Raw genomic sequence first — 21,511 nt, forward strand, 5'->3', positions numbered from 1 at the left:
GGTCGACATCGACCGATAGTGTTCAGCATTGTCGAACCACAATGGAGGAGTACGGCGTCATGGCCAAGAACATCCAGTCGCTCGAGCGGGCGGCGGCGATGCTGCGCCTGCTGGCAGGTGGCGAACGTCGGCTGGGGCTCTCCGACATCTCCTCCTCCCTGGGCCTGGCCAAGGGCACCGCACACGGCATCCTGCGCACACTCCAGCACGAGGGCTTCGTCGAACAGGACGCGGCGTCCGGGCGCTACCAACTGGGCGCCGAACTGCTGCGCCTGGGCAACAGCTATCTGGACGTCCACGAGCTGCGTGCGCGCGCCCTGGTCTGGACGGACGACCTGGCCCGCTCCAGCGGCGAGAGCGCCCATCTGGGCGTCCTGCACCAGCAGGGCGTGCTCATCGTCCACCACGTGTTCCGGCCCGACGACAGCCGGCAGGTCCTGGAGGTCGGGGCGATGCAGCCGCTGCACTCCACGGCACTGGGCAAGGTGCTGGCGGCGTACGACCCGGTGGCACACACGGAGGCCGTCGAAGGCGAGCGGCAGCCCTTCACCCCGCGCACCGTCACCGATCTGGAGGAGTTCGAGACGGTGCTCGATCTGACTCGGGCGCGCGGCTGGGCGGCCGACGTGGAGGAGACCTGGGAAGGAGTGGCCGCGGTGGCCGCCCCGATCCACGACCGGCGCCGGATGCCGGTGGGCGCGGTGGCGGTGACCGGCGCGGTGGAACGGGTCTGCTCCGGCGGCGAGCTGCGCCCCGAGCTGGTGGCCGCCGTACGGGACTGCGCGCGGGCGGTCTCCCGGGATCTCGGCGCCGGGCGCTTCTGACCGGTTTGACGGATCATCGATAACGATCGTGTTATCCGTCCCACAACCCTTGACGCTTCATTCACCAGGGAGAAACACTGCCGTTCATCGGTCGACATTGTCGAACGCCTAACGGCAATACGCGCTAGGGTGTGACAGTGCCAAGGGCCGGTGAAGCCCTCACCTGAGGGCGCGGACCACCGGAGGGACCCGGGGTTCGGCTTCCCTGGACGAAGGACAAAGGAGTCGCGGGTGTCCAGCTCCGACATCTTCATCGGCGAGACCATCGGTACCGCCGTACTCATCCTGCTCGGCGGTGGTGTCTGTGCCGCCGTCACTCTCAAGCACTCCAAGGCACAGAACGCCGGCTGGCTCTCGATCGCCTTCGGGTGGGGTTTCGCAGTACTGACGGCCGCGTATCTGGCCGGCGGCGTGTCCGGGGCCCACCTCAACCCCGCCGTCACGATCGGTCTCGCGATCAAGGGTGGTACCGCGTGGAGCGACGTACCGCTGTACATCGGCTCCCAGCTGCTCGGCGCGATGATCGGCGCGGTGCTGGTCTGGCTGACCTACTACGGACAGTTCCGGGCCCATCTGACGGACCCGGAGACCCTGTACAGCCGACCGAGTGAAGAGGGCATGGTCGACCAGGCCGCCGCCCCGAAGGCCGGCCCGGTGCTGGGCATCTTCTCGACCGGCCCGGAGATCCGGAATGCCGTGCAGAACGTGGTCACCGAGGTCATCGCCACCGTCGTGCTGGTCCTGGCGATCCTCACCCAGGGCCTGAACAACGACGGCAACGGGCTCGGCACGCTCGGCGCGCTGATCACCTCCCTGGTCGTCGTCAGCATCGGCCTCTCGCTCGGCGGCCCGACCGGTTACGCAATCAACCCCGTTCGCGACCTCGGTCCGCGTATCGTGCACGCGCTGCTGCCGCTGCCGAACAAGGGTGGCTCCGACTGGGGCTACGCCTGGATCCCGGTCGTCGGCCCCCTCATCGGCGGCGCGATCGCGGGCGGTCTCTACAACCTCGCCTTCGCGTGAACCGTAGAGCCCTGAGCCGTAACCCTCAGATCCCACAGACTTCCAGGAGCACACCGTGACCGACGCACACACCACCGGACCGTTCATCGCGGCGATCGACCAGGGCACCACGTCGAGCCGCTGCATCATCTTCGACAAGGACGGCCGGATCGTCTCCGTCGATCAGAAGGAGCACGCGCAGATCTTCCCGAAGCCGGGCTGGGTCGAGCACGACGCGGCCGAGATCTGGGAGAACGTCCAGGAAGTCGTCGCCGGCTCCGTCGTCAAGGCGGGTATCACCGCCGCCGACGTCAAGGCGATCGGCATCACCAACCAGCGCGAGACCACGCTGCTCTGGGACAAGAACACCGGTGAGCCCGTCCACAACGCCATCGTCTGGCAGGACACCCGCACGGACGCGCTCTGCAAGGAACTCGGCCGCAACGTCGGCCAGGACCGCTTCCGCCGCGAGACCGGGCTGCCGCTCGCCTCGTACTTCGCCGGCCCCAAGGTCCGCTGGTTGCTCGACAACGTCGAGGGCCTGCGCGAGCGCGCCGAGCGCGGCGACATCCTCTTCGGCACCATGGACTCCTGGGTCATCTGGAACCTGACCGGTGGCACCGAGGGCGGCGTCCATGTCACCGACGTCACCAACGCCTCGCGCACCCTGCTGATGAATCTGCACACCATGGCGTGGGACGACAAGATCCTCGCGTCCATGGACATCCCGGCGGCCGTGCTGCCCGAGATCCGCTCCTCCGCCGAGGTGTACGGCAGCGCAAAGGACGGCGTCCTGGCCGGCGTCCCGGTCGCGTCCGCGCTCGGCGACCAGCAGGCCGCCCTCTTCGGCCAGACCTGTTTCTCCGAGGGCGAGGCCAAGTCCACGTACGGCACCGGCACCTTCATGCTGATGAACACCGGTGAGACGCCCGTCAACTCGTACAACGGGCTGCTGACGACCGTCGGCTACCGGATCGGCGACCAGAAGCCGGTCTACGCCCTGGAAGGCTCCATCGCCGTCACCGGCTCGCTGGTGCAGTGGATGCGCGACCAGATGGGCCTGATCAACTCCGCGGCCGAGATCGAGACGCTGGCCTCGTCGGTCGAGGACAACGGCGGCGCGTACTTCGTGCCCGCCTTCTCCGGCCTGTTCGCCCCGTACTGGCGTTCCGATGCCCGCGGCATCATCGCCGGCTTGACCAGGTACGTCACCAAGGCGCACATCGCCCGTGCCGTACTGGAGGCCACCGCCTGGCAGACCCGCGAGATCACCGACGCCATGACCAAGGACTCGGGGGTCGAGCTGACGGCCCTCAAGGTCGACGGCGGCATGACCTCCAACAACTTGCTGATGCAGACGCTCGCCGACTTCCTGGACGCACCCGTGGTGCGTCCCATGGTCGCCGAGACGACCTGCCTCGGCGCCGCCTACGCCGCCGGTCTCGCCGTCGGCTTCTGGCCGGACACCGACGCGCTGCGCGCCAACTGGCGCCGGGCCGCCGAGTGGACCCCCCGCATGGACGCGGACACCCGCGACCGCGAGTACAAGAGCTGGCTCAAGGCCGTGGAACGGACCATGGGCTGGATCGAAGACGAGGAGTAATCGACATGACCACCCTGCAGAGCGTCCCGGCCCTCGGGACGCACCCGGCCTCCGGCTCCCTTCCGAGCCGCGCCGAGACTCGGGAGCAGCTCTCCAAGGCGACGTACGACCTCCTGGTGATCGGTGGCGGCATCCTGGGCATCTCCACCGCCTGGCACGCCGCGCAGTCCGGGCTGCGGGTGGCTCTGGTGGACGCCGGCGACTTCGCCGGCGCCACCTCCTCCGCCTCCTCCAAGCTGCTCCACGGCGGCCTGCGCTACCTGCAGACCGGCGCGGTGAAGCTGGTCGCGGAGAACCACTTCGAGCGACGTGCGGTGTCCCGTCAGGTGGCCCCGCACCTGGCCAACCCGCTCACCTTCTACCTGCCCGTCTACAAGGGCGGGCCGCACGGCGCGGCCAAGCTGGGCGCGGGTGTGTTCGCGTACTCGGCGCTGTCCGCGTTCGGTGACGGCGTCGGCCATGTGATCAGCCCGGCGAAGGCGCAGCGCGATGTGCCCGAGCTGCGTACGGACAACCTGAAGGCCGTCGCGGTGTACGGCGACGACCAGATGAACGATGCCCGGATGGCACTGATGACGGTCCGTGCGGCCGTCGACGCGGGCGCGGTCGTCCTCAACCACGCCGCGGTGACCGGGCTGCGGTTCACCAAGGGCCGGGTGACGGGCGCCGACCTGGAGGACCGTACGGACGGCACGGAGTTCGGCGTCACCGCCCGGCTCGTCCTGAACGCCACCGGACCGTGGGTCGACCACCTGCGGAAGATGGAGGACCCGGACGCGGCGCCTTCCATACGTCTGTCCAAGGGGGCGCACCTCGTCCTGAAGCGCACCCGCCCCTGGAAGGCGGCGCTCGCCACGCCGATCGACAAGTACCGCATCACGTTCGCCCTGCCCTGGGAGGACATGCTGCTGCTCGGTACGACCGACGAGGAGTACGACGGCGATCCGGCGGACGTCGCGGTCAACGAGAAGGACACCGCGCAGATCCTGGACGAGGCGGCGTTCTCGATCAAGGACCAGCAGCTGTCGCGTGACCTGATCACGTACTCCTTCGCGGGCCTGCGGGTACTGCCGGGCGGCCCCGGCGACACGTCCAAGGCCAAGCGCGAGACGGTCGTGACGGAGGGCCGCGGCGGGATGCTGTCGGTCGCCGGCGGCAAGTGGACGACGTTCCGTCACATCGGCCGTACGGTGATGAACAAGCTGGCCGCGCTCCCCGGGCACCCACTGGCCGAGGACATGGAGCCGATGGCCCGTCTGCCGAAGAAGCTCCCGCTGCCCGGCATCGCCAACCCGAACGCGGTCGCGCACCGGCTGCTGATCGACGGCGGAACGCCCGGACCCCGGATGGCCGCCGACACCGCGCGGCACCTCGCCACCCACTACGGCTCGCTCTCCTTCGACATCGCGCGGCTGGCGAACGACAACCCGGCGCTGGCCGAGCGCATCCACCCGGACGCGCCGGAGATCTGGGCGCAGGTCGCCTACGCGCGCGACCACGAGTGGGCCGAGACGGCCGACGACGTGCTGCGCCGCCGGACGACGCTGACGATCCGCGGCCTGGCCACGGACGAGATCCGGACCAAGGTCGAGGGCCTGCTGGCCGACAAGGGCTGAGGCGGGCGACGGGCACGCGGACGGGGGCGGCTTCCACGGGGGGAGCCGCCCCCGTCCGCGTACCGACCTACGCCCGTGCCCGCTGACCTGGCGCGGCCGGTGTGGCGCCGATCCCGCGCGATGTGACCTGGGGACAGCGGAAGGCATGAAGTTCTCGGTGCTCCGCCCCTGGAGCGGTTCACGGATCGCCCCGGTGGCACGGCGCGAGGCGCCGTCGGCGCTCCGGGACCGAGCGATCGGTCACCAGCTGCGGCAGACCCGGTTCATCCACCTGTTTCGACCCCCATAATGAAGGGAGACATCGGATGTCTTCTTCCGAGGTCTGATCCCGCCCGAATCCAGGAGGACCGTCATGGCTGTCACCGACGAGGCGATCGAGAAGATCAAGGGAATGATCGTCTCGGGCGCGCTACGGCCCGGCGACCGTCTGCCCAAGGAGAGCGAACTCGCGGCGGAGCTCGGGCTGTCCCGCAACTCGCTGCGCGAGGCGGTCCGCGCCCTTTCCCTGATCCGCATCCTCGATGTCCGGCAGGGCGACGGCACCTACGTCACCAGCCTCGACCCGCAGTTGCTGCTGGAGGCACTGAGCTTCGTCGTGGACTTCCACCGCGACGACACGGTGCTGGAGTTCCTGGCAGTCCGCCGGATCCTGGAGCCGGCCGCGACGGCCATGGCCGCGACCCGGATCACCGAGGCCCAACTCGGCGTTCTGAGTTCTCAGTTGGACGCGCTCGGCGCGCAGCCCTCGGTGGAGGAGCTGGTCGCCAGCGATCTGGAGTTCCACCGCGGCATCGTGCAGTCGTCCGGGAACTCGGTGCTCTGCTCCCTGCTCGACGGTCTCTCCGGGCCGACGACACGGGCCCGCGTCTGGCGCGGCCTGACGCAGGAGGACGCGGTCAGCCGCACGCTGCACGAGCACCGGGCGATCCTGTCGGCGCTGCGGGACCGGGACACGGAGGCGGCGCGGTCGTGGGCGACGGTGCATGTGGCGAGCGTGGAGCAGTGGCTGCGTTCGACGCTGTGACGCCGGCGGCGGGCTCATCCCGCTGCCCGCCCCTCCCCCACCGGGGCTCCGCCCCGGACCTCACGCGGCAAACGCCGGCGGGGCTGAACTTCTCAGCCCCGCCGGCGTTTGCGGACGTACGGGTCAGTCCTGTTTCTCACCGCTCGCGAAGCGCGAGATGACCAGCGCGACAATGATGATCGCGCCGTTGAGGAACTGGTTCCACAGAGCCGGGACGCCGCCCAGGGTCATCACATTGACCACCAACTGCAGCGTCAGTACGCCGGTCAGCGCACCGAACAGCGTGCCTCGCCCGCCCTTGAGGCTGATGCCGCCGATGACCGCCGCCGCGAACACCTGGAAGATCCAGCCGTTGCCCTGCGTCGCGGCGACCGCACCGTAGTGGCCGGTGTACAGGATGCCCGCGAAGGCCGCCAGCAGACCGCCGACGGCGAGCACGATCCAGGTGACCCGGTCGACCCGGATGCCGGCGGCGCGCGCCGCCTCCGGGTTGCCGCCGATCGCGTACAACGAGCGCCCGTGGCGCAGCCAGGCCAGCGCCGCGCCGCCGATCGCGAAGAGCACCAGGCAGATCCAGACCGCGGCCGGTGCGCCGAGCCACTCGCTCTTGCCCAGGTAGCGGAACGACTCCGGGACGTCGGTGATGGACTTGCCCTCGGTGATGCCGATGTGCAGGCCGCGCAGCATGGTGAGCATGCCGAGCGTCGCGATGAAGCCGTTGACTCGCAGCTTCAGCATCAGAAAGCCGTTGATCGCGCCGATCGCGAGGCCCACCAGCAGGCAGAGCGGGATCGCCGTCCAGGTGGGCAGCAGGCCGAGGCCGGCGAAGCGGCCGCCCTCGGTGGGCAGGACCAGCCACATCGCGACGACCGGCGCGATCCCGATGGTCGACTCCAGTGACAGGTCCATCCGTCCGCAGATGAGGATGAGTGCCTGGCCGAGGACCAGCAGGCTGAGCTCGGAGGACTGCTGGACGACGCTGATCAGGTTGTCGGAGGTGAGGAACACCGGCGAGACGATGAACCCGATCACCATCAGCACCAGGATCACCGGCACCAGGGAGAAGTCGCTCCACCGGATGAGCCTGAGCCGGCTCAGCGGGCTGTCCTCGCCCAGCCCGCCCTTCGGCCCTCCGTTGATGTCGCCGGCCGCCGGCGGCCGTATCGTGCCGGTCATTCCCTTTCCCCCACACCTTCCATGGCGGCGACGAGTTCCCCGTCGGTCCACCCGCTTGCGAATGCCCCGACCACGCGCCCGTGGAACAGGGCGAGCACCCGGTCACAGACCCGCAGATCGTCCAGCTCGTCCGAGACGACGACTGCGGCATTGCCTTCGTCGGCGACCCGCCGGACGACTCCCAGCAGTGAGTCCTTGGACTTGACGTCCACACCCGCGGTGGGCCGGACCGCGACCAGCACGCTCGGCTTCCGGGCCAGTGCGCGGGCGACCACCACCTTCTGCTGGTTTCCGCCCGAGAGGCCCGCGACGGGCTGTTCGGGACCCTGTGTCTTGATGTCCAGCGACTCGATCACCGACCGTGCGAACTCCCGGGTACGGGAGGGCAGCACGGTCCCCCACGGTCCGAGCTGGTCGGTGACCGTGAGCGTGGCGTTCTCGGCGACGCTGCGCCCGAGGACGAGTCCCTGGTCGTGCCGGTCCTCGGGGATGTACCCGATCCCGGCGTCCAGCGCGTGCGGCACGCTGCCGGACCGTACGGACCTCCCGTGTACGCGGACCGTGCCGCCGGTGGCCTTGCGCATCCCGGCGAGCGTCTCACCGAGCGCGGTGTTGCCGCTGGCCGCTGATCCGGCGAGGCCGAGCACCTCGCCGGGGCGGACCTGAAGATCCAGCGGCTCGAACTGGCCCTCCAGGGCAAGTCCTTCCGTACGCAGTACGGGCTCCGCAGACCCGTCCCGCACCGCCGCCGGCGCACCGCCCGCGTGCCAGGCGGCGGATCCGCCGCCCTGCTCGCCGGTCATCGCCGCGACCAGTTCGCTCTTGGCGAGGTCGGCGACCGGGGCGGTCAGGACATGGCGGGCGTCGCGGTAGACGGTGACCGCGGTGCACAGCTCGTACACCTCCTGCAGATGGTGGGAGATGAACAGGAACGCCACTCCCTGGCTCTGCAGTTCCCGGAGCTTGTCGAAGAGCCGGCCGATGCCCCGCGCGTCGAGCTGGGCGGTGGGTTCGTCGAGGACGATCAGCCGGGCGCCGAAGGACAGCGCCCGGGCGATCTCGACGAACTGCCGCTGCTCCACGGCGAGATCCCTGGCACGGGTGCGCGGGTCGACCTGTACCCCGTACTCGGCGAGGAGCTCCTCCGCGCGCCCGCGGAGCCTCCCCCAGCTGATCCAGCGCGACTCGTCGTCCAGCCGGCCGAGAAAGAGGTTCTCGGCGACGGTCAGATCGGGCACGACCATGGACTTCTGGTAGACGCATGCGACCTTCGACTGCCAGGCCGTCGTGTCCCCGAAGGCGGGCGCGGGCTCCCCGCCGAACCGGACCGTCCCCGCGTCCGCCTTGTGAAGTCCGGTCAGTACGCCCACCAGGGTGGACTTGCCCGCGCCGTTACGGCCGACGAGAGCATGGGACTCGCCGGGCTGCACGGTGAGCTGCACACCGTCGAGCGCCACGGTCGGCCCGAAGCGCTTGACGACGCCTTCCGCCTGTACGGCAGGTGGTGGTGCCAGGTCCATGGCTAGCTCTTCTTCTCCAGCTGATTGGCCCACAGCTTCGGGTCGTCGACGTTGTCCTTGGTCACCAGGGGCGCGGGAAGCTGGTCCTCGAAACCATTGGGAATCTTGATGATGTTCGAGTCGTGGTCGGTCGGGCCTTCCTTGAAGGTCTTGCCGTCCAGGGCCGCCTTGGCGTAGTACAGGGCGTACTTCGCGTACAGGTCGGCGGGCTGGGAGATCGTCGCGTCGATCTTGCCCGACCTGATGGCGTCGAACTCCTCCGGGATGCCGTCGTTCGAGATGATCGTGATGTGACCCGCCGTACCGGCCGGCTTCAACAGCTTCTTCTGCTCCAGGAGCGCGAGCGTGGGCTGCAGGAAGACGCCGCCGGCCTGCATGTAGATGCCGTTGATGTCGGGGTGTGCGGCGAGCGTCGACTGGAGTTTGGCGGACGCCACATCGCCCTTCCAGTCGGTGGCCAGCTCGAAAACCTTGATGCCCGGGTAGTCCTTGTCCATGCAGGCCTTGAAGGCCTGGGACCGGTCACGGCCGTTGATCGAGGACAGGTCGCCCTGGAACTCGACGACCTTGCCCTTGCCCTTCAGCTGCTCGCCGAGGTACTTGCAGGCGTTGGTGCCGTACGCCTTGTTGTCGGCGCGCACCACCATGTAGACGTTGCCCTTGTCGGGGCGGGTGTCGACGCTGACGACCGGGATCTTCTTGTCGTTCAGCGTGTTCAGCGACTCGGCGATGGCGCCGGTGTCCTGCGGGGCCATCACCACCGCCTTGGCGCCCTGGTCGGTGAAGGTCTGAACGTTGGCGACGAGCTTGCCTATGTCGTTCTGGGAGTTGGTCAGGGGCAGTGCCTTGACGTCGCCCGCCTTCACGCCCTTCTCGATGTAGCTCTGGTACGAGTTCCAGAAGTCGCTGTCGCTGCGCGGCAGGTCGATGCCGACCTTCCCGGCGCCGGCGCCGTCGTCGGTGGACTCGCGGTTGCAGCCCGCGAGGGCAGTGACGGCCAGCAGTACGGCGCAGGCTGCCGCACTTGTCGTACGCACTCTCATTGGTGTCCCGTCCTTTGTGGAGTACCGGCTCGGTGCTGGGTTGGCAAAGACTGGTGCGTGGGGCTCAAGGGGTGGTGGAGCGGGGTCAGTCGGCGGCGGGCCGAAGCCGCAGGCCCTGCATGCCGCCGTCGACGGCGAGTGCCGTGCCGGTGACGGAGGCGGCGGCGGGGCTCGCCAGGTAGACGATCGCGGCGGCCACCTCGTCGGCCGACACCAGCCGGCCCAGCGGCTGGCGGGCGTTGAGGGCTGCGCGCTCGGCCGCCGGGTCGTCGGCCTGACCGAGGAGCCGGCCGATCCACGGGGTGTCCGCGGTACCGGGGTTGACACAGTTGACGCGGACTCCTTCACGGACATGGTCGGCGGCCATGGCGAGGGTCAGCGAGAGGACAGCGCCCTTGCTGGCGCTGTACAGGGCGCGCTGCGGCAGCCCGGCGGTCGCCGCGATGGAGCAGGTCTGGGTGATGGAGACGGAGCCGGGGCGGCCGGCGGCCGCGCGCCGCAGATGGGGCAGGGCGTGCCGGGCGGTGCGGACCATGCCGAGGACGTTGATGTCCAGGACGCGGGTCCACTCGTCGTCGTCGTTGTCCTCGACGGTGCCGATGGAGCCGATGCCCGCGTTGGAGACCAGGGTGTGCAGACCACCCAGTTCGGCGGCGGCCCGGTCGACCGCGTCGCGTACGGCGTCGTCGTCGGTGACGTCCCCCTTGAGGGCGAGCGTGCCCGCGGGGGCGCCGGCGGTCTCCCGGTCGAGTACGGCGACGTCCGCGCCGCGCTCCAGCAGCAGGGTCGCGACGGCGGCCCCGATACCGGAGGCGCCGCCCGTCACCAGGGCGGACATCCCCTCGAAGTCCCTTGTACCGGTCATCGGTCGGCCTCCTCAGGCGTGTGGCGGGCCTGCCATACGGGGCCCTCCGGGTAGCGGTGTGCGGTGATCGAGGCGGGGAGCATCCGGGCGGAGAAGCCCGGGGCTCGCGGGGCGACGTAACGCCCCCCTTCGATCACGGTGGGGTCGGCGAAGTGTTCGTGGAGATGGTCGACGTACTCGATCACGCGGTTCTCCCAGCTGCCGGAGACGGCCACATAGTCGAACATCGACAGGTGCTGCACCAGCTCGCACAGTCCGACGCCGCCCGCGTGCGGGCAGACCGGCACGCCGAACTTGGCGGCGAGCAGCAGGATCGCCAAGTTCTCGTTGACGCCCGCCACGCGCGCGGCGTCGATCTGGACGAAGTCGACCGCGCCGGCCTGGAGCAGCTGCTTGAACACGACGCGGTTGGCGACGTGTTCACCGGTGGCGACCTTGATCGGCTGGCCGGCCCGTACGGCGGCGTGGCCGAGGATGTCGTCGGGGCTGGTCGGTTCCTCGATCCAGTGCGGGTCGTACGGCGCGAGGGCGGTCATCCAGTCCACCGCGTCGGCGACGTCCCACCGCTGGTTGGCGTCGACGGCGATCCTGATGTCAGGTCCGACGGCCTCGCGGGCCAGGGCGAGTCTGCGTTTGTCGTCGCCGAGGTCTCCGCCGACCTTCAGCTTGATCTGGGTGAAGCCGTCGGCGACGGCCTCCTTCGCGAGCCGGACCAGCTTTTCGTCGGAGTAGCCGAGCCAGCCCGGCGAGGTGGTGTACGCGGGGTAGCCCTCGGCGCGCAGCCGTTCGGCGCGCTCGGCGCGGCCCGGTTCGGCGGCCTGCAGGATTTCGAGGGCCTCGTCGGGGGTGAGGACATCGGTGAGGTAGCGGAAGTCGACGAGGGAGACGAGCTCCTGCGGCGTCATCTCGGAGAGGAACTGCCAGACGGGCCGGCCCGCCTGCTTGGCGGCCAGGTCCCAGGCGGCGTTGACGACCGCGCCGGCCGCCATGTGCATCACACCCTTCTCGGGGCCGAGCCAGCGCAGTTGCGAGTCATGGGTGAGCTCGCGGTACAGCGCGCCGAGATCGGCCGCGGTACGGGGGGCCGGGCGCCCGATCACGTACGGGCGCATCGCTTCGATGGCCGCTGCCATGACCTCGTTGCCGCGTCCGATGGTGAAGCAGAAGCCATGGCCCTCGATGGCGGTTCCGTCCGCTTCCGAGCCGAGCGGGGCACCGGTGCGCAGGACGACATAGGCGGCGGAGTAGTCGGGATCGGGGTTCATGGCGTCCGAGCCGTCCAGTTGCTCCGAGGTCGGAAAGCGGATGTCGTGGACCTCGAAGTCCGTGACGGTCTGACTCATGTGCGCCCCCAGGGGAATAACATCGGACCTCTGTTCCGGTCATCCGATGTATAGCGGTGCGACAGCCCCAACGTCCAGAGTTGAGACGAAATCCCCGCGACACAGCTCGGATGTATTCGGAGACAGATGCCCTGGTTGGACCGGTGATGCACCTCGTGGGGCCGGGTTCACCCGGCCGTGCACAGGGGCTGCGGCGGGAGAGGCCGGAAGCCGTAAGGTTGGTGCGTACGCAAGGGAACTTCGGAAGGAGGCCTGGGTGATCGAGCTCGAGGGGGTTCCCGAGCTGATCGACCCGGTCATGGTGGCCGCGTTCGAGGGATGGAACGACGCAGGTGACGCCGCTTCCACAGCGGTCGCGCACCTGGACCGGGAGTGGAAGGGCGAGGTCTTCGCGGCGCTCGACGCCGAGGACTACTACGACTTCCAGGTCAACAGGCCGACGGTGTGGCTGGACGGCGGGGTACGTAAGATCACCTGGCCGACCACCCGGCTCTCCGTGGTCCGCGTCGGCGGTGACAAGCCCCGCGATCTCGTCCTGGTCCGCGGTATCGAGCCGTCGATGCGCTGGCGCTCGTTCTGCAACGAGCTCCTGGGCTTCGCCCATGAGCTGGGCGTGGAGATGGTGGTGGTCCTGGGCGCACTGCTCGGCGACACCCCGCACACCCGCCCCGTGCCGGTCAGCGGGGTCACCTCCGATCCCGACCTGGCGCGGACCATGGACCTGGAGGAAACCCGGTACGAGGGTCCGACGGGCATCGTCGGCATCCTCCAGGAAGCCTGCACACATGCCGGTGTGCCGGCGGTGAGCCTGTGGGCGGCGGTGCCGCACTATGTGTCGCAACCGCCGAACCCGAAGGCGACCATGGCGCTGCTGAACCGCCTGGAGGACCTGATCGGCCTGCGCATCCCCCTGGGCGAACTGCCCGAGGACGCGCGCGCCTGGCAGCTCGGGGTCGACCAACTGGCCGCCGAGGACAGCGAAGTGGCCGAGTACGTGCAGACGCTCGAGGAGGCCAGGGACACCGCGGAGCTTCCCGAGGCGTCGGGCGAGGCCATCGCCCGGGAGTTCGAGCGGTATCTGCGGCGCCGGGACGTCGCGCCCGGCCAGGCGCCCGGCGGGCATGCCACCGAGAGCGGCGACGCCTCATACCTGCGCGACACGTCGAGCGGGCGGACCAGGCCGCCGAAGCCGCCGAAGCCGGAGCCAGGACCGCCGCAGGGAGCCCCGGGCGAGTCCGCTCAGGACAGGCCTTCCGACGACGAGACCGGTCCCGGTCCCGAGGACCCATCGGGTTCACCGGATTCATCGGAGGACTGAGGACGATACGGCAGTCCGTCGTGACCGGTCGAGCGCCGGGCGGGTGGGACCCGCCCGGCGCTCCTGCTGTCAGGAACAGCTGAACCGCGCCGCGGCCCAGTCCCCGTGGTCACCGGTCTTGGAACCGTTGGTGTCGGTGACCTTCAGGTGCACATGGCGCGCACCGGCGACGTCCACCTCGACCGGCACGGTCGCCGACGCCCCGGTCACCTTCGGCGACGTCCACAGCACCTCGCCGTCCGCCTCGACCGAGAAGGCCACTTCGCCGTAGCCGTTGATCTCGTCGTCGATCCCCGCGTCGGCGGTGAACGTGGTGCAGCGCCCGCCGAGATAGACCTCGATGTCGGAGTCGGCGTGAGAACCGATCCCCTTCTCGTACGTCTTCCCGGCGAGAGAGAGGGTGTGTCCGTCGGTCGCACCCGACTCGCCGTTGCTGCGGTCGCGCTCGGCCGGCCCGTAGCCGTTGGTCGACTTCAGCCAGACGAGATCGCTCGCCCAGCTGTCCGCGGTCGGGGGCTGGGGCATCACCCCGGCCGCGAACCGCTGGACGGTGGTACGGGCTTCACCCGCCGCCCGGTAGCGGGCGACCGCGGTGATCCGGGCCTCCCCGGCCACGGCGTCCTTCGCCGGAGTGACCGTCAGCTCGACCCGTCGGGTGGTGCCTGCCGGGATCCGGTCCACGGTCTTCGCCGGGGTGACCTGCCACCCCTCGGGGACGTCCAGGGTGACCGCTGCGTCCGTCACATCGGCGCTGCCCGCGGCGACATCGACGGCCACGGTTCCCTCGACTCCCGCCCCGACCTCCTGCGCGTCCGGAGCGGAGACGGCGGCGTTGGTGGACGCCTTCCTGCCGCCGACGGCGCTGGTGCCCTCCAGCTTCAGGCTGAACTTCCGGTCCGTGCTCAGCGGTGCGGTCTTGATCTTCACCACACCGCCGCGGTCGTCCTGGTCGTACCACCAGCCCTGCTTCGCGGTCCTGTACGCGGCCGCGGAACTCAGCCGGGGCAGTGGGCCGTTCAGCTTGACGGCCCTCGGTGCCGACCCGGTGTGCACGCTGAACTCGTACGGTCGCCGGCTCTGCTTGCCGGTGAAGTCCCCCTTGCTCTCACCGATGTTCACGGTGATGTCGCCCGCGCCCCGGGCGGGTGCGTCGACGTCCGCCCGCTGGGTGGCGTACTTGCCGTCGCGGTGCCGGCGGGTGACGCCGTCGTCCTCGTACAGCGTGAAGGAGGACTTGCCCTGCGGGTAGACGTCCCAGGCCAGCGGGGAGTCGCTCGTGCGGTCCTGGTAGGAGCGGATGCCCGGCCACATCGGCACGCTGGCCCCGGCCTTCACGAAGAGCGGGAGGGTGTCGAGCGGGGCACTGTAGTGGTCGACGGTGGTCGGCCCCTCGTACGTCCGGCCGCTCCAGTAGTCGATCCAGGTGCCCTTCGGCAGATAGATCCCGTCGCGCCGGGTGCTGTCCTGGTAGACGGGTGCGACGAGGAAGTCCTCGCCCGACATGAACTCGTACTTCGCCGCGTCCGTCGCCGCCCTGGGGTCGTCCGGGTATTCCAGGACGAGCGGGCGGACCATGCCGACACCGGTCTTGGTCGCCTCGTGTGCGTACGAGTACTGGTACGGCAGCAGCGACTCCTTGAGTTTGAGGTAGTCGCGGTTGATGGTGGTGTACGGCTCGCCGTACCGGTAGGGCTGCTTGTCACTGGCCGCCCAGCCGTCCATGGTCATCGTGGTGCCGAGGAACATCTTCCACTGCAGGTCACGGCTGTACGTCTTGGCGCTGCCGCCGAAGATGCCGTCCACGTCGCCGGTGGTGTAGGCGAGGCCGGACATCGTGGCGCCCGCGTAGGTCGGGATCTGCCAGCGGATGTAGTCCCAGGTGCCGTACTGGTCACCGGACCACTGGACGCCGCAGCGTTGCGCCCCCGACCAGCTCTCGGGAGCATAGGTGAAACCGCGGGCGTCGCTGTTGTCCTCGATGCCCTTGTACGCGTCCTTGCAGCCGTCGAGAGCGAACTTGTAACCCGAGCCGACCCACGCGACGTCGAGCTTGGCCACCCGCTGACCTGCCTTGACCTGGTCGGCGATCTTGTCGATGCCGTCCTCGGTCCACAGCCCGAGCTGCATGCCGCGTTCCTGGAGGCCCTTGGAGGTCTCGGCGAGGTCCTCGTAACCGCAGCCGTAGCCGTCGTTGACGAGCATCCAGCCGTTCGGCATGTCGTGCTCGACGTAGCCGTCGGCGATCCTCAGGGCGTCCAGGGTGCGGCGCTCGCCGCGGTTGGCGTTGTGCAGATAGCAGTCGGCGTCGCCGATCTCCATTCCGTACACGGGCGGCAGGAAGGGCTTGCCGGTGAGCTTCGTGTACTGGCCGATGACGTCCTTGGCGTCGTCGCCGGCGAAGTAGTAGGCGTCGAAGCGCTGTTCCTGTGCGCTGGTGCTCACCGGGTCGGTGAACGCGTACGTGTTGGGTGCGTACGTGTTGCGGAAGACACCGTATCCGGCCGAGGAGAGGTAGAACGGCACGGAGTTGGGGTGGCCCCCGTCGTCCCAGTTGTAGTCGACGCCGACCTCGACGGTCTGGCCGCGGTGCGAGGTGTTGCCGCGGCCGTTCTGCATCCCGGCGCCGTAGAACTGCTCGTCGGCGCCGCGGGCCAGGGTCTGGGTGGTCCGCTTCCCGTCCCAGCTCAGTCCCTTGGCCTCGGACCAGACGAGGCTGCCGTCGGCCCGCCGGAGTTCGAAGCGCAGCGGCGACTTGTAGGCACGCAGGGTGATGCTGCCGGTGGAGAGTTCGTAGCGGTCGCTGCGCTCCTTCCACCGGGTGTGCGGCGGGGCGCCCTGCGGCAGGACTATGTCGTCGCCGGTCGGGTCGGTGAACGTGCCGTCCGGGGCCAGTTCGATACGGAAGGTCTCGGCGGATACGAAGCTGACACGGGCCTCGGCGGTGCCGGCTTCGAGGTGGTAGACGGGCCCGTCGGCAAGGAAGCCGGTGACATCACCGACCGTCGTGGCGTCGGGCTCGGCCGACTCGGCCTGTGCGCTGCCAGGCCCCGCGAAGACGGCGACCAGTCCCAGCAGAGCTGCAACTGCCGCCACTCTGATGCGCGTTGATGATTGCATAGAGCGCTTTTAGCGCAGTCTCAAGCATTTGACCATGGACAAAACAGAACCGGCCCCGAACTTCGTGGAGAAGTCCAAGGCCGGTCACCGGACGGAAACAGACGGGTTGTTACAAGGCGTTAGAGCGCGACACCCAGCAGCGCGTCGACGGTACGCGAGACGAGGCCGGGCGCCCCCTCGTCCGTACCGCCCTCGGCGTTCTGACGCTCGGCCCAGCGGTCCACGGCGGCCAGGGCGGCCGGGGCGTCCAGGTCGTCGGCGAGGGCCTCGCGGACCTCCTCGACCAGGGCGTCGGCGGACAGTCCGTCGGGCCGGGAGACGGCGGAACGCCACCGTCCGAGCCGCTCGACGGCGTCGGCGAGCACCTGATCGGTCCACTCCCAGTCCGACCGGTAGTGGTGCGAGAGGAGGGCCAGCCGGATCGCGGCCGGATCCACACCGTCCCGGCGCAGCGCCGATACGAAGACCAGGTTGCCCCGGGACTTCGACATCTTCTCGCCGTCCAGGGCCACCATCCCGGCGTGCACGTACGCCTTTGCGAACGGGTGCTCGCCGGTCAGCACCTGGGCGTGCGAAGCACCCATCTCGTGGTGCGGGAAGGCGAGGTCGGACCCGCCTCCCTGGACGTCGAAGCCCATGCCCAGGTGGTCCAGGGCGATGGCCACGCACTCGATGTGCCAGCCGGGCCGGCCCAGGCCGAGCGAGGCACCGTCCCAGCTCGGCTCGCCCTCGCGGGCGGCCATCCACAGCATCGGGTCGAGCGGGTTCTTCTTGCCCGGGCGCTCAGGGTCGCCGCCGCGCTCCGCGGAGAGCAGCCGCATCGCCTCGGCGTCCAGGTTGGACACCTCGCCGAAGTGCGGGTCGGCCTCGACGGAGAAGTACACATCGCCGTCGAGCTCGTAGGCGGCGCCGGCGTCCCGGAGGCGTTCGACGAGCGGCACGATGCCGGGTATCGCCTCCACCGCGCCGATGTAGTGCTCCGGCGGAAGCATGCGCAGGGCGGTCATGTCCTCGCGGAAGAGGGCCGTCTCGCGTTCGGCGAGCTCGGTCCAGTCCTGGCCGTCGCGCACAGCCCGCTCCAGCAGCGGATCGTCCACGTCAGTCACATTCTGGACATAGTGAACCTGCCGCTTGGTGTCGAGCCACACGCGCTGAACGAGGTCGAACGCGTTGTAGGTCGCCGCATGACCCATATGGGTCGCGTCGTACGGCGTGATGCCGCAGACGTAGATGCGGGCGACGGGACCGGGGTCAAGAGTGATCCGTCCGCCGGTCGCGGTGTCGTGGATCCGAAGGTCGCGGCCCTTGCCAGGCAGGGCGGGGACCTCAGAAGCGGGCCAGGCATGCATGTCATGAGCGTAACCGGACGTTGCTTCCGGATACGAACCGGATACCGGATCCTGGCCGGAGAGGCGGTCTTGCGTGTGCCGGATGTGCTGTCCCCGCGCCGCGCTTTCCCGAGCCGGAGCACGGCCCACGGCCCCCTGAAGGACGTCCTCGGGCGCCGGCCGCGACGAAAAATATGTCCTCGATCGCCGGACGGCCTCGGGTGTGGCCGTTTCAGCCCGACCGCCAATTCCAGCCAGTCCCGTACCAGCCCCTCCGGCGCCCGCCCCGAGGAGCGGGGCCCGGGGCGGAGCCCCCAGGAACCCAACCCGTCCGGCGCTTGAGGACACCGGGGTCCAGATGGTGGGGCCCGGAACGGTCCAGCCCGTCCGGCGCTCGACCACACCGGAGCCCGGGCGGAGCCCCGGTTCCAGGTGGGTAGGGCAAGAACAACGTCTCGTCCGTCACACCGGCGGCCACGGTATGGACGGCCACCCCCCACTCGGCTCCGGATGCCGCCCCGCCCCCCGCAGCCCGTCCACTCTCCCCCGCAACGCATCGATCTCCACCGCGGTGATCAGCTCCGCCAGTCGAGTGACCAGCGTCGTCCCCGGCACGAGTTCCTCCGCCAACCGCCCCAGCACCTCGACGGCCTCGGCCGTCAGCGGCTCGCCCGCCCACCCCCACAGGAGCGTCCGCAGTTTGTCGTCCGCGTTGAATGTCACACCGTGGTCGATGCCGTACAGCCGTCCGCCGGGCGCGGGCAGCAGGTGTCCGCCCTTGCGGTCACCGTTGTTGATCACCGCGTCGAGCACCGCCAGTCTCCGCAGCCGCGGATCGTCCGCGTGCACCAGCAGGGCCGTCTCCCCCTCGCCCACCTCGGCGAGGGCGACGGCCTTCCACCCGTCCGCCGGCTCCTCGTCCTCGACGAGCGCCAGCAGCGGTGAGTCGCCGTCCGCCGATTCCCCGGCAGGGGCCTCGATCCACAGCTGGCACATGCCCTCCCCGTACGGCCCGTCCCTCAGCACGGTCGGCGGCACCAGCCCCCACCCCATCGCCTCGGAGATCTCGTACGCGGCCACCTCCCGCTGGGCGAGCGTGCCGTCGGGGAAGTCCCAGAGCGGCTGTTCCCCGGCGACGGGCTTGTAGACGCAGGTCCGCTCCTCGCCCTCGTACGCGACGGTGCAGTAGAGCACCGCGTTGGACGCCCCGCGGACCTGGCCGAGGACGGTGAGCTGCCCCTTGGTGAGCAGGTCGACCAGCTCGGTGTCCGTCAGGCTCCCCGGCGGTATCCGTTCTGGCGCGGGCATACATGTCCTTCCGGGTCGAGCGGCAGGCTGCACAGCGGGCACGGCGGACGGCCGGCGTTGACGACGTCCAGGGCGCGCTTGGCGAACGCGCGGGCCTGCGCGCCGCTGAGCCGGACCCGGAGCATCGGCGGACCGTTCTCCTCGTCCTGCAGCATCCGCTCCTCGGCCTCCGCGAGATCGTCGTCGGAGTCCGCGTCCAGCTCGACCAGGGCCTGTGCCTCGACGATCATGCGCTGCTCCTCGCCGTCCCAGGCGAGTGCCATGGTGCCGACCCGGAACTCCTCCTCGACGGGCACGTCGAGCGGCGCGGTGTCGGTGACATCCATAGGTGCCACGGCGGGCACCGGTGAGTTCCCTCCGGTCCGCCGGACCACCTCGTCGAGGAGTTCGTCGATCCGTTCGGCGAGTGCGGCGACCTGGGTCTTCTCCAAGGCCACGCTGGTGACACGTCCGCCTGAGGAGGCCTGCAGGAAGAACGTACGACGTCCAGGCAGCCCGACCGTACCGGCCACGAAACGGTCCGGGGGGTCGTAGAGGAACACCTGACGGGACACGTCCTGTCTCCCTTGAGTATTGACGGCAAATGAGGGGCGGCCGGGGTCCGGGAATTCAGTCCCCCGGAGAGGCGCCTACGGCGCGTCCACCCTACTGCGCGAAGCGATCACGGCGCCCCAGCGCCGCCCCCGACCGTCGCATCCGTATCCGCGTCGGGGCCTGCACTCTGTTCGCGCGGCTCCAGCGAGGCGAAGTCGCCGGTGTCGCCGAGCCGCAGCAGGAAGGGCCGCAGCCGGGTGTACCGGATCGCGGTGACCGAGCAGGGTTCGGCCTGGATCCGCTGGAAGAGGTCGAGGTGCATCCCGAGTGCGTCGGCGACGAGGGACTTGATGATGTCGCCGTGCGAGCACATGACATACACGGCTCCCTCGCCGTGCTCGGCCTCGATCCGGGCGTTCCAGTCCCGTACCGCGCCGACGGCACGCGTCTGCATGGCGCGCATCGACTCCCCGCCGGGGAACGCCGCTGCCGAGGGGTGCTGCTGCACGACGGCCATCAGCGGCTCGTCGGTGAGTTCCGCGAGCTTGCGCCCCGACCAGTCGCCGTAGTCGCACTCGCTGATCCGCTCCTCGGTGTGCAGCGGCAGCCAGGGCCGGGCGTCGAGCAGCGGCTGCAGCGTCTCCAAGCACCGCTGCAGGGGGCTGCTGACGACGGCGGCGAGGGTCAGTGAGGCGAGTCGCCCGGGCAGCGCGGCGGCCTGCGCGGCGCCGCGCTCGTCGAGCGCGACACCGGGGGTCCGGCCCGCGAGCACCCCGGCCGTGTTGGCGGTGGAGCGTCCGTGGCGTACGAGGATCAGGGTCGGCATACGGGCCAGCGTAGGCCGACGTTCCACGAAAGGTGCGCCGGGGCCCGGAGCAGGGAAGAATGCACGCCGTGATTGTGGACTGTGCCATCTACCGGGACGGGCGTCGTACCGACGGACCCGCCGACTTCTCCGATGCCCTCGACGAGGCACGGGCCACCGGGGACGCTTTTCTCTGGATCGGACTGCACGAGCCCACGGAGAAGGAGTTCGACCTCGTCAGCAGCGAGTTCGGGCTGCACCCGCTGGCCGTGGAGGACGCGCTGTGCGCGCACCAGCGGCCCAAGCTGGAGGTGTACGACGACTCTCTCTTCGCTGTCATCAAGCCGGTGGTGTACGAGCCGGAGGGCGACACTGTCACCACCGACGAGCTGATGCTCTTCATAGGCGATTCGTTCGTCGTGACGGTCCGGCACGGGGAGAGTGCGCCGCTCGCCGAGGTACGCCGCCGGCTGGAGGCCGAACCGGAGGTCCTCAGGCACGGGCCGACCGCGGTGCTGTACGCGGTCAGCGACGCCGTTGTCGACCACTACATAGATGTGGCGGCCGAGCTCCAGATCGACCTGGAGGAGCTGGAGACCGAGGTGTTCGCACCGAGCGGCAGCGTGGACACCAAGAACACCGCTTCGCGCATCTACACCTTCAAGCGGCAGGTGCTGGAGTTCCGCCGGGCCACCGGCCCGTTGGGCGCGCCCATGAGCCGGCTGGCGGGCGCCAGTGTGCCGTTCGTCGACGAGCACTCGCAGCCGTTCTTCCGGGACGTGAGCGACCATCTGACCCGCGCCAACGAGCATGTGGAGGGGCTGGACCGGCTGCTCTCCGACATCCTTGCCGCACATCTGGCGCAGACGGGGCTGCGGCAGAACGACGACATGCGGAAGATCTCGGCCTGGGCGGCCATGGCTGCCGTTCCGACCATGGTGGCGGGGATCTACGGCATGAACTTCGACCACATGCCCGAGCTGCACTGGGTGTGGACGTATCCGACGGTGATCGTGCTGATGGGCTGTGCGGTGTTCGGCCTGTACCGCATGTTCAAGCGCCGCGGCTGGCTCTGAGGTGACGAC

At 69.7% G+C, this 21,511-nt stretch carries 17 protein-coding genes; 7 read left to right on the plus strand and 10 right to left on the minus strand.

Annotated features, from left to right (window positions below):
* Positions 1-59: 59 nt before the first annotated feature.
* The 5 genes from ACFYP5_RS14565 to ACFYP5_RS14585 all read left to right on the plus strand — a co-directional run bounded on the left by ACFYP5_RS14565 (position 60) and on the right by ACFYP5_RS14585 (position 6,069).
* Entirely contained in the window at positions 60-824 is a 765-nt protein-coding gene (locus ACFYP5_RS14565; RefSeq protein ID WP_313936456.1) for an IclR family transcriptional regulator, read from the plus strand.
* Positions 825-1,055: 231 nt separating this feature from the next.
* A complete protein-coding gene (locus ACFYP5_RS14570) occupies positions 1,056-1,847 on the plus strand; it encodes an MIP/aquaporin family protein (protein WP_030918401.1) in 792 nt (263 codons plus the stop codon).
* 55 nt (positions 1,848-1,902) lie between these two features.
* On the plus strand, positions 1,903-3,429 hold the full coding sequence (gene glpK, locus ACFYP5_RS14575; RefSeq protein WP_389035038.1) for a glycerol kinase GlpK: 1,527 nt from the start codon (positions 1,903-1,905) through the stop codon (positions 3,427-3,429).
* A 5-nt stretch (positions 3,430-3,434) separates the two neighbouring features.
* Complete coding sequence (locus ACFYP5_RS14580) at positions 3,435-5,045, plus strand: FAD-dependent oxidoreductase (RefSeq protein WP_389035040.1); 1,611 nt, start codon at positions 3,435-3,437, stop codon at positions 5,043-5,045.
* A 352-nt stretch (positions 5,046-5,397) separates the two neighbouring features.
* On the plus strand, positions 5,398-6,069 hold the full coding sequence (locus ACFYP5_RS14585; RefSeq protein ID WP_389035042.1) for a FadR/GntR family transcriptional regulator: 672 nt from the start codon (positions 5,398-5,400) through the stop codon (positions 6,067-6,069).
* Between the two features lie 123 nt (positions 6,070-6,192).
* On the opposite strand, the gene ACFYP5_RS14590 is transcribed toward ACFYP5_RS14585, so the two are convergent.
* The 5 genes from ACFYP5_RS14590 to ACFYP5_RS14610 all read right to left on the minus strand — a co-directional run bounded on the left by ACFYP5_RS14590 (position 6,193) and on the right by ACFYP5_RS14610 (position 12,016).
* Entirely contained in the window at positions 6,193-7,245 is a 1,053-nt protein-coding gene (locus tag ACFYP5_RS14590) for an ABC transporter permease (RefSeq protein WP_389035045.1), read from the minus strand.
* A complete protein-coding gene (locus tag ACFYP5_RS14595; RefSeq protein ID WP_389035048.1) occupies positions 7,242-8,765 on the minus strand; it encodes a sugar ABC transporter ATP-binding protein in 1,524 nt (507 codons plus the stop codon). Before ACFYP5_RS14595 ends, ACFYP5_RS14590 begins: the two co-directional genes overlap by 4 nt.
* A 2-nt stretch (positions 8,766-8,767) precedes the next feature.
* Positions 8,768-9,808, minus strand: a complete 1,041-nt coding sequence (locus ACFYP5_RS14600; RefSeq protein WP_389035050.1) for a sugar ABC transporter substrate-binding protein — start codon at positions 9,806-9,808, stop codon at positions 8,768-8,770.
* A gap of 85 nt (positions 9,809-9,893) precedes the next feature.
* Positions 9,894-10,673, minus strand: a complete 780-nt coding sequence (locus ACFYP5_RS14605) for an SDR family NAD(P)-dependent oxidoreductase (RefSeq protein ID WP_389035053.1) — start codon at positions 10,671-10,673, stop codon at positions 9,894-9,896.
* Positions 10,670-12,016 (minus strand): L-fuconate dehydratase, encoded by a 1,347-nt coding sequence (locus ACFYP5_RS14610; protein ID WP_389035055.1) that lies wholly within the window; start codon positions 12,014-12,016, stop codon positions 10,670-10,672. Before ACFYP5_RS14610 ends, ACFYP5_RS14605 begins: the two co-directional genes overlap by 4 nt.
* A gap of 256 nt (positions 12,017-12,272) precedes the next feature.
* On the opposite strand from ACFYP5_RS14610, the gene ACFYP5_RS14615 reads away from it, so the two are divergent.
* The gene (locus ACFYP5_RS14615; protein ID WP_389035058.1) at positions 12,273-13,334 is read left to right on the plus strand and encodes a PAC2 family protein; all 1,062 of its coding nucleotides are present in this window, start codon (positions 12,273-12,275) and stop codon (positions 13,332-13,334) included.
* 69 nt (positions 13,335-13,403) lie between these two features.
* Here ACFYP5_RS14615 and ACFYP5_RS14620 read toward each other — a convergent pair whose 3' ends face one another.
* The 5 genes from ACFYP5_RS14620 to ACFYP5_RS14640 all read right to left on the minus strand — a co-directional run bounded on the left by ACFYP5_RS14620 (position 13,404) and on the right by ACFYP5_RS14640 (position 20,447).
* Entirely contained in the window at positions 13,404-16,451 is a 3,048-nt protein-coding gene (locus ACFYP5_RS14620) for an NPCBM/NEW2 domain-containing protein (protein ID WP_389035061.1), read from the minus strand.
* 119 nt (positions 16,452-16,570) lie between these two features.
* Positions 16,571-17,800, minus strand: a complete 1,230-nt coding sequence (mshC, locus tag ACFYP5_RS14625) for a cysteine--1-D-myo-inosityl 2-amino-2-deoxy-alpha-D-glucopyranoside ligase (protein ID WP_389035063.1) — start codon at positions 17,798-17,800, stop codon at positions 16,571-16,573.
* Positions 17,801-18,241: 441 nt separating this feature from the next.
* Positions 18,242-19,087: an SCO1664 family protein gene (locus ACFYP5_RS14630; RefSeq protein ID WP_389035066.1), complete on the minus strand. Its 846-nt coding sequence runs from the start codon at positions 19,085-19,087 to the stop codon at positions 18,242-18,244.
* The gene (locus tag ACFYP5_RS14635) at positions 19,051-19,641 is read right to left on the minus strand and encodes a DUF3090 domain-containing protein (RefSeq protein WP_030918365.1); all 591 of its coding nucleotides are present in this window, start codon (positions 19,639-19,641) and stop codon (positions 19,051-19,053) included. Before ACFYP5_RS14635 ends, ACFYP5_RS14630 begins: the two co-directional genes overlap by 37 nt.
* Before the next feature lie 107 nt (positions 19,642-19,748).
* On the minus strand, positions 19,749-20,447 hold the full coding sequence (locus ACFYP5_RS14640; RefSeq protein ID WP_389035068.1) for a histidine phosphatase family protein: 699 nt from the start codon (positions 20,445-20,447) through the stop codon (positions 19,749-19,751).
* Positions 20,448-20,506: 59 nt separating this feature from the next.
* On the opposite strand from ACFYP5_RS14640, the gene corA reads away from it, so the two are divergent.
* Positions 20,507-21,502 (plus strand): magnesium/cobalt transporter CorA, encoded by a 996-nt coding sequence (gene corA / locus ACFYP5_RS14645; RefSeq protein WP_389035071.1) that lies wholly within the window; start codon positions 20,507-20,509, stop codon positions 21,500-21,502.
* Positions 21,503-21,511 lie beyond the last annotated feature (9 nt).

Source organism: Streptomyces sp. NPDC005262 (assembly GCF_042872425.1).
Lineage (GTDB): Bacteria > Actinomycetota > Actinomycetes > Streptomycetales > Streptomycetaceae > Streptomyces.

Coding starts and splice junctions, on each gene's coding strand:
- ACFYP5_RS14565 (WP_313936456.1), top strand. CDS start 60: ATGGCCAAGAACATCCAGTCGCTCGAGCGGGCGGCGGCGATGCTGCGC.
- ACFYP5_RS14580 (WP_389035040.1), top strand. CDS start 3,435: ATGACCACCCTGCAGAGCGTCCCGGCCCTCGGGACGCACCCGGCCTCC.
- ACFYP5_RS14585 (WP_389035042.1), top strand. CDS start 5,398: ATGGCTGTCACCGACGAGGCGATCGAGAAGATCAAGGGAATGATCGTC.
- ACFYP5_RS14590 (WP_389035045.1), bottom strand. CDS start 7,245: ATGACCGGCACGATACGGCCGCCGGCGGCCGGCGACATCAACGGAGGG.
- ACFYP5_RS14595 (WP_389035048.1), bottom strand. CDS start 8,765: ATGGACCTGGCACCACCACCTGCCGTACAGGCGGAAGGCGTCGTCAAG.
- ACFYP5_RS14600 (WP_389035050.1), bottom strand. CDS start 9,808: ATGAGAGTGCGTACGACAAGTGCGGCAGCCTGCGCCGTACTGCTGGCC.
- ACFYP5_RS14605 (WP_389035053.1), bottom strand. CDS start 10,673: ATGACCGGTACAAGGGACTTCGAGGGGATGTCCGCCCTGGTGACGGGC.
- ACFYP5_RS14610 (WP_389035055.1), bottom strand. CDS start 12,016: ATGAGTCAGACCGTCACGGACTTCGAGGTCCACGACATCCGCTTTCCG.
- ACFYP5_RS14620 (WP_389035061.1), bottom strand. CDS start 16,451: ATGCAATCATCAACGCGCATCAGAGTGGCGGCAGTTGCAGCTCTGCTG.
- mshC (WP_389035063.1), bottom strand. CDS start 17,800: ATGCATGCCTGGCCCGCTTCTGAGGTCCCCGCCCTGCCTGGCAAGGGC.
- ACFYP5_RS14630 (WP_389035066.1), bottom strand. CDS start 19,087: ATGCCCGCGCCAGAACGGATACCGCCGGGGAGCCTGACGGACACCGAG.
- ACFYP5_RS14640 (WP_389035068.1), bottom strand. CDS start 20,447: ATGCCGACCCTGATCCTCGTACGCCACGGACGCTCCACCGCCAACACG.
- corA (WP_389035071.1), top strand. CDS start 20,507: ATGCACGCCGTGATTGTGGACTGTGCCATCTACCGGGACGGGCGTCGT.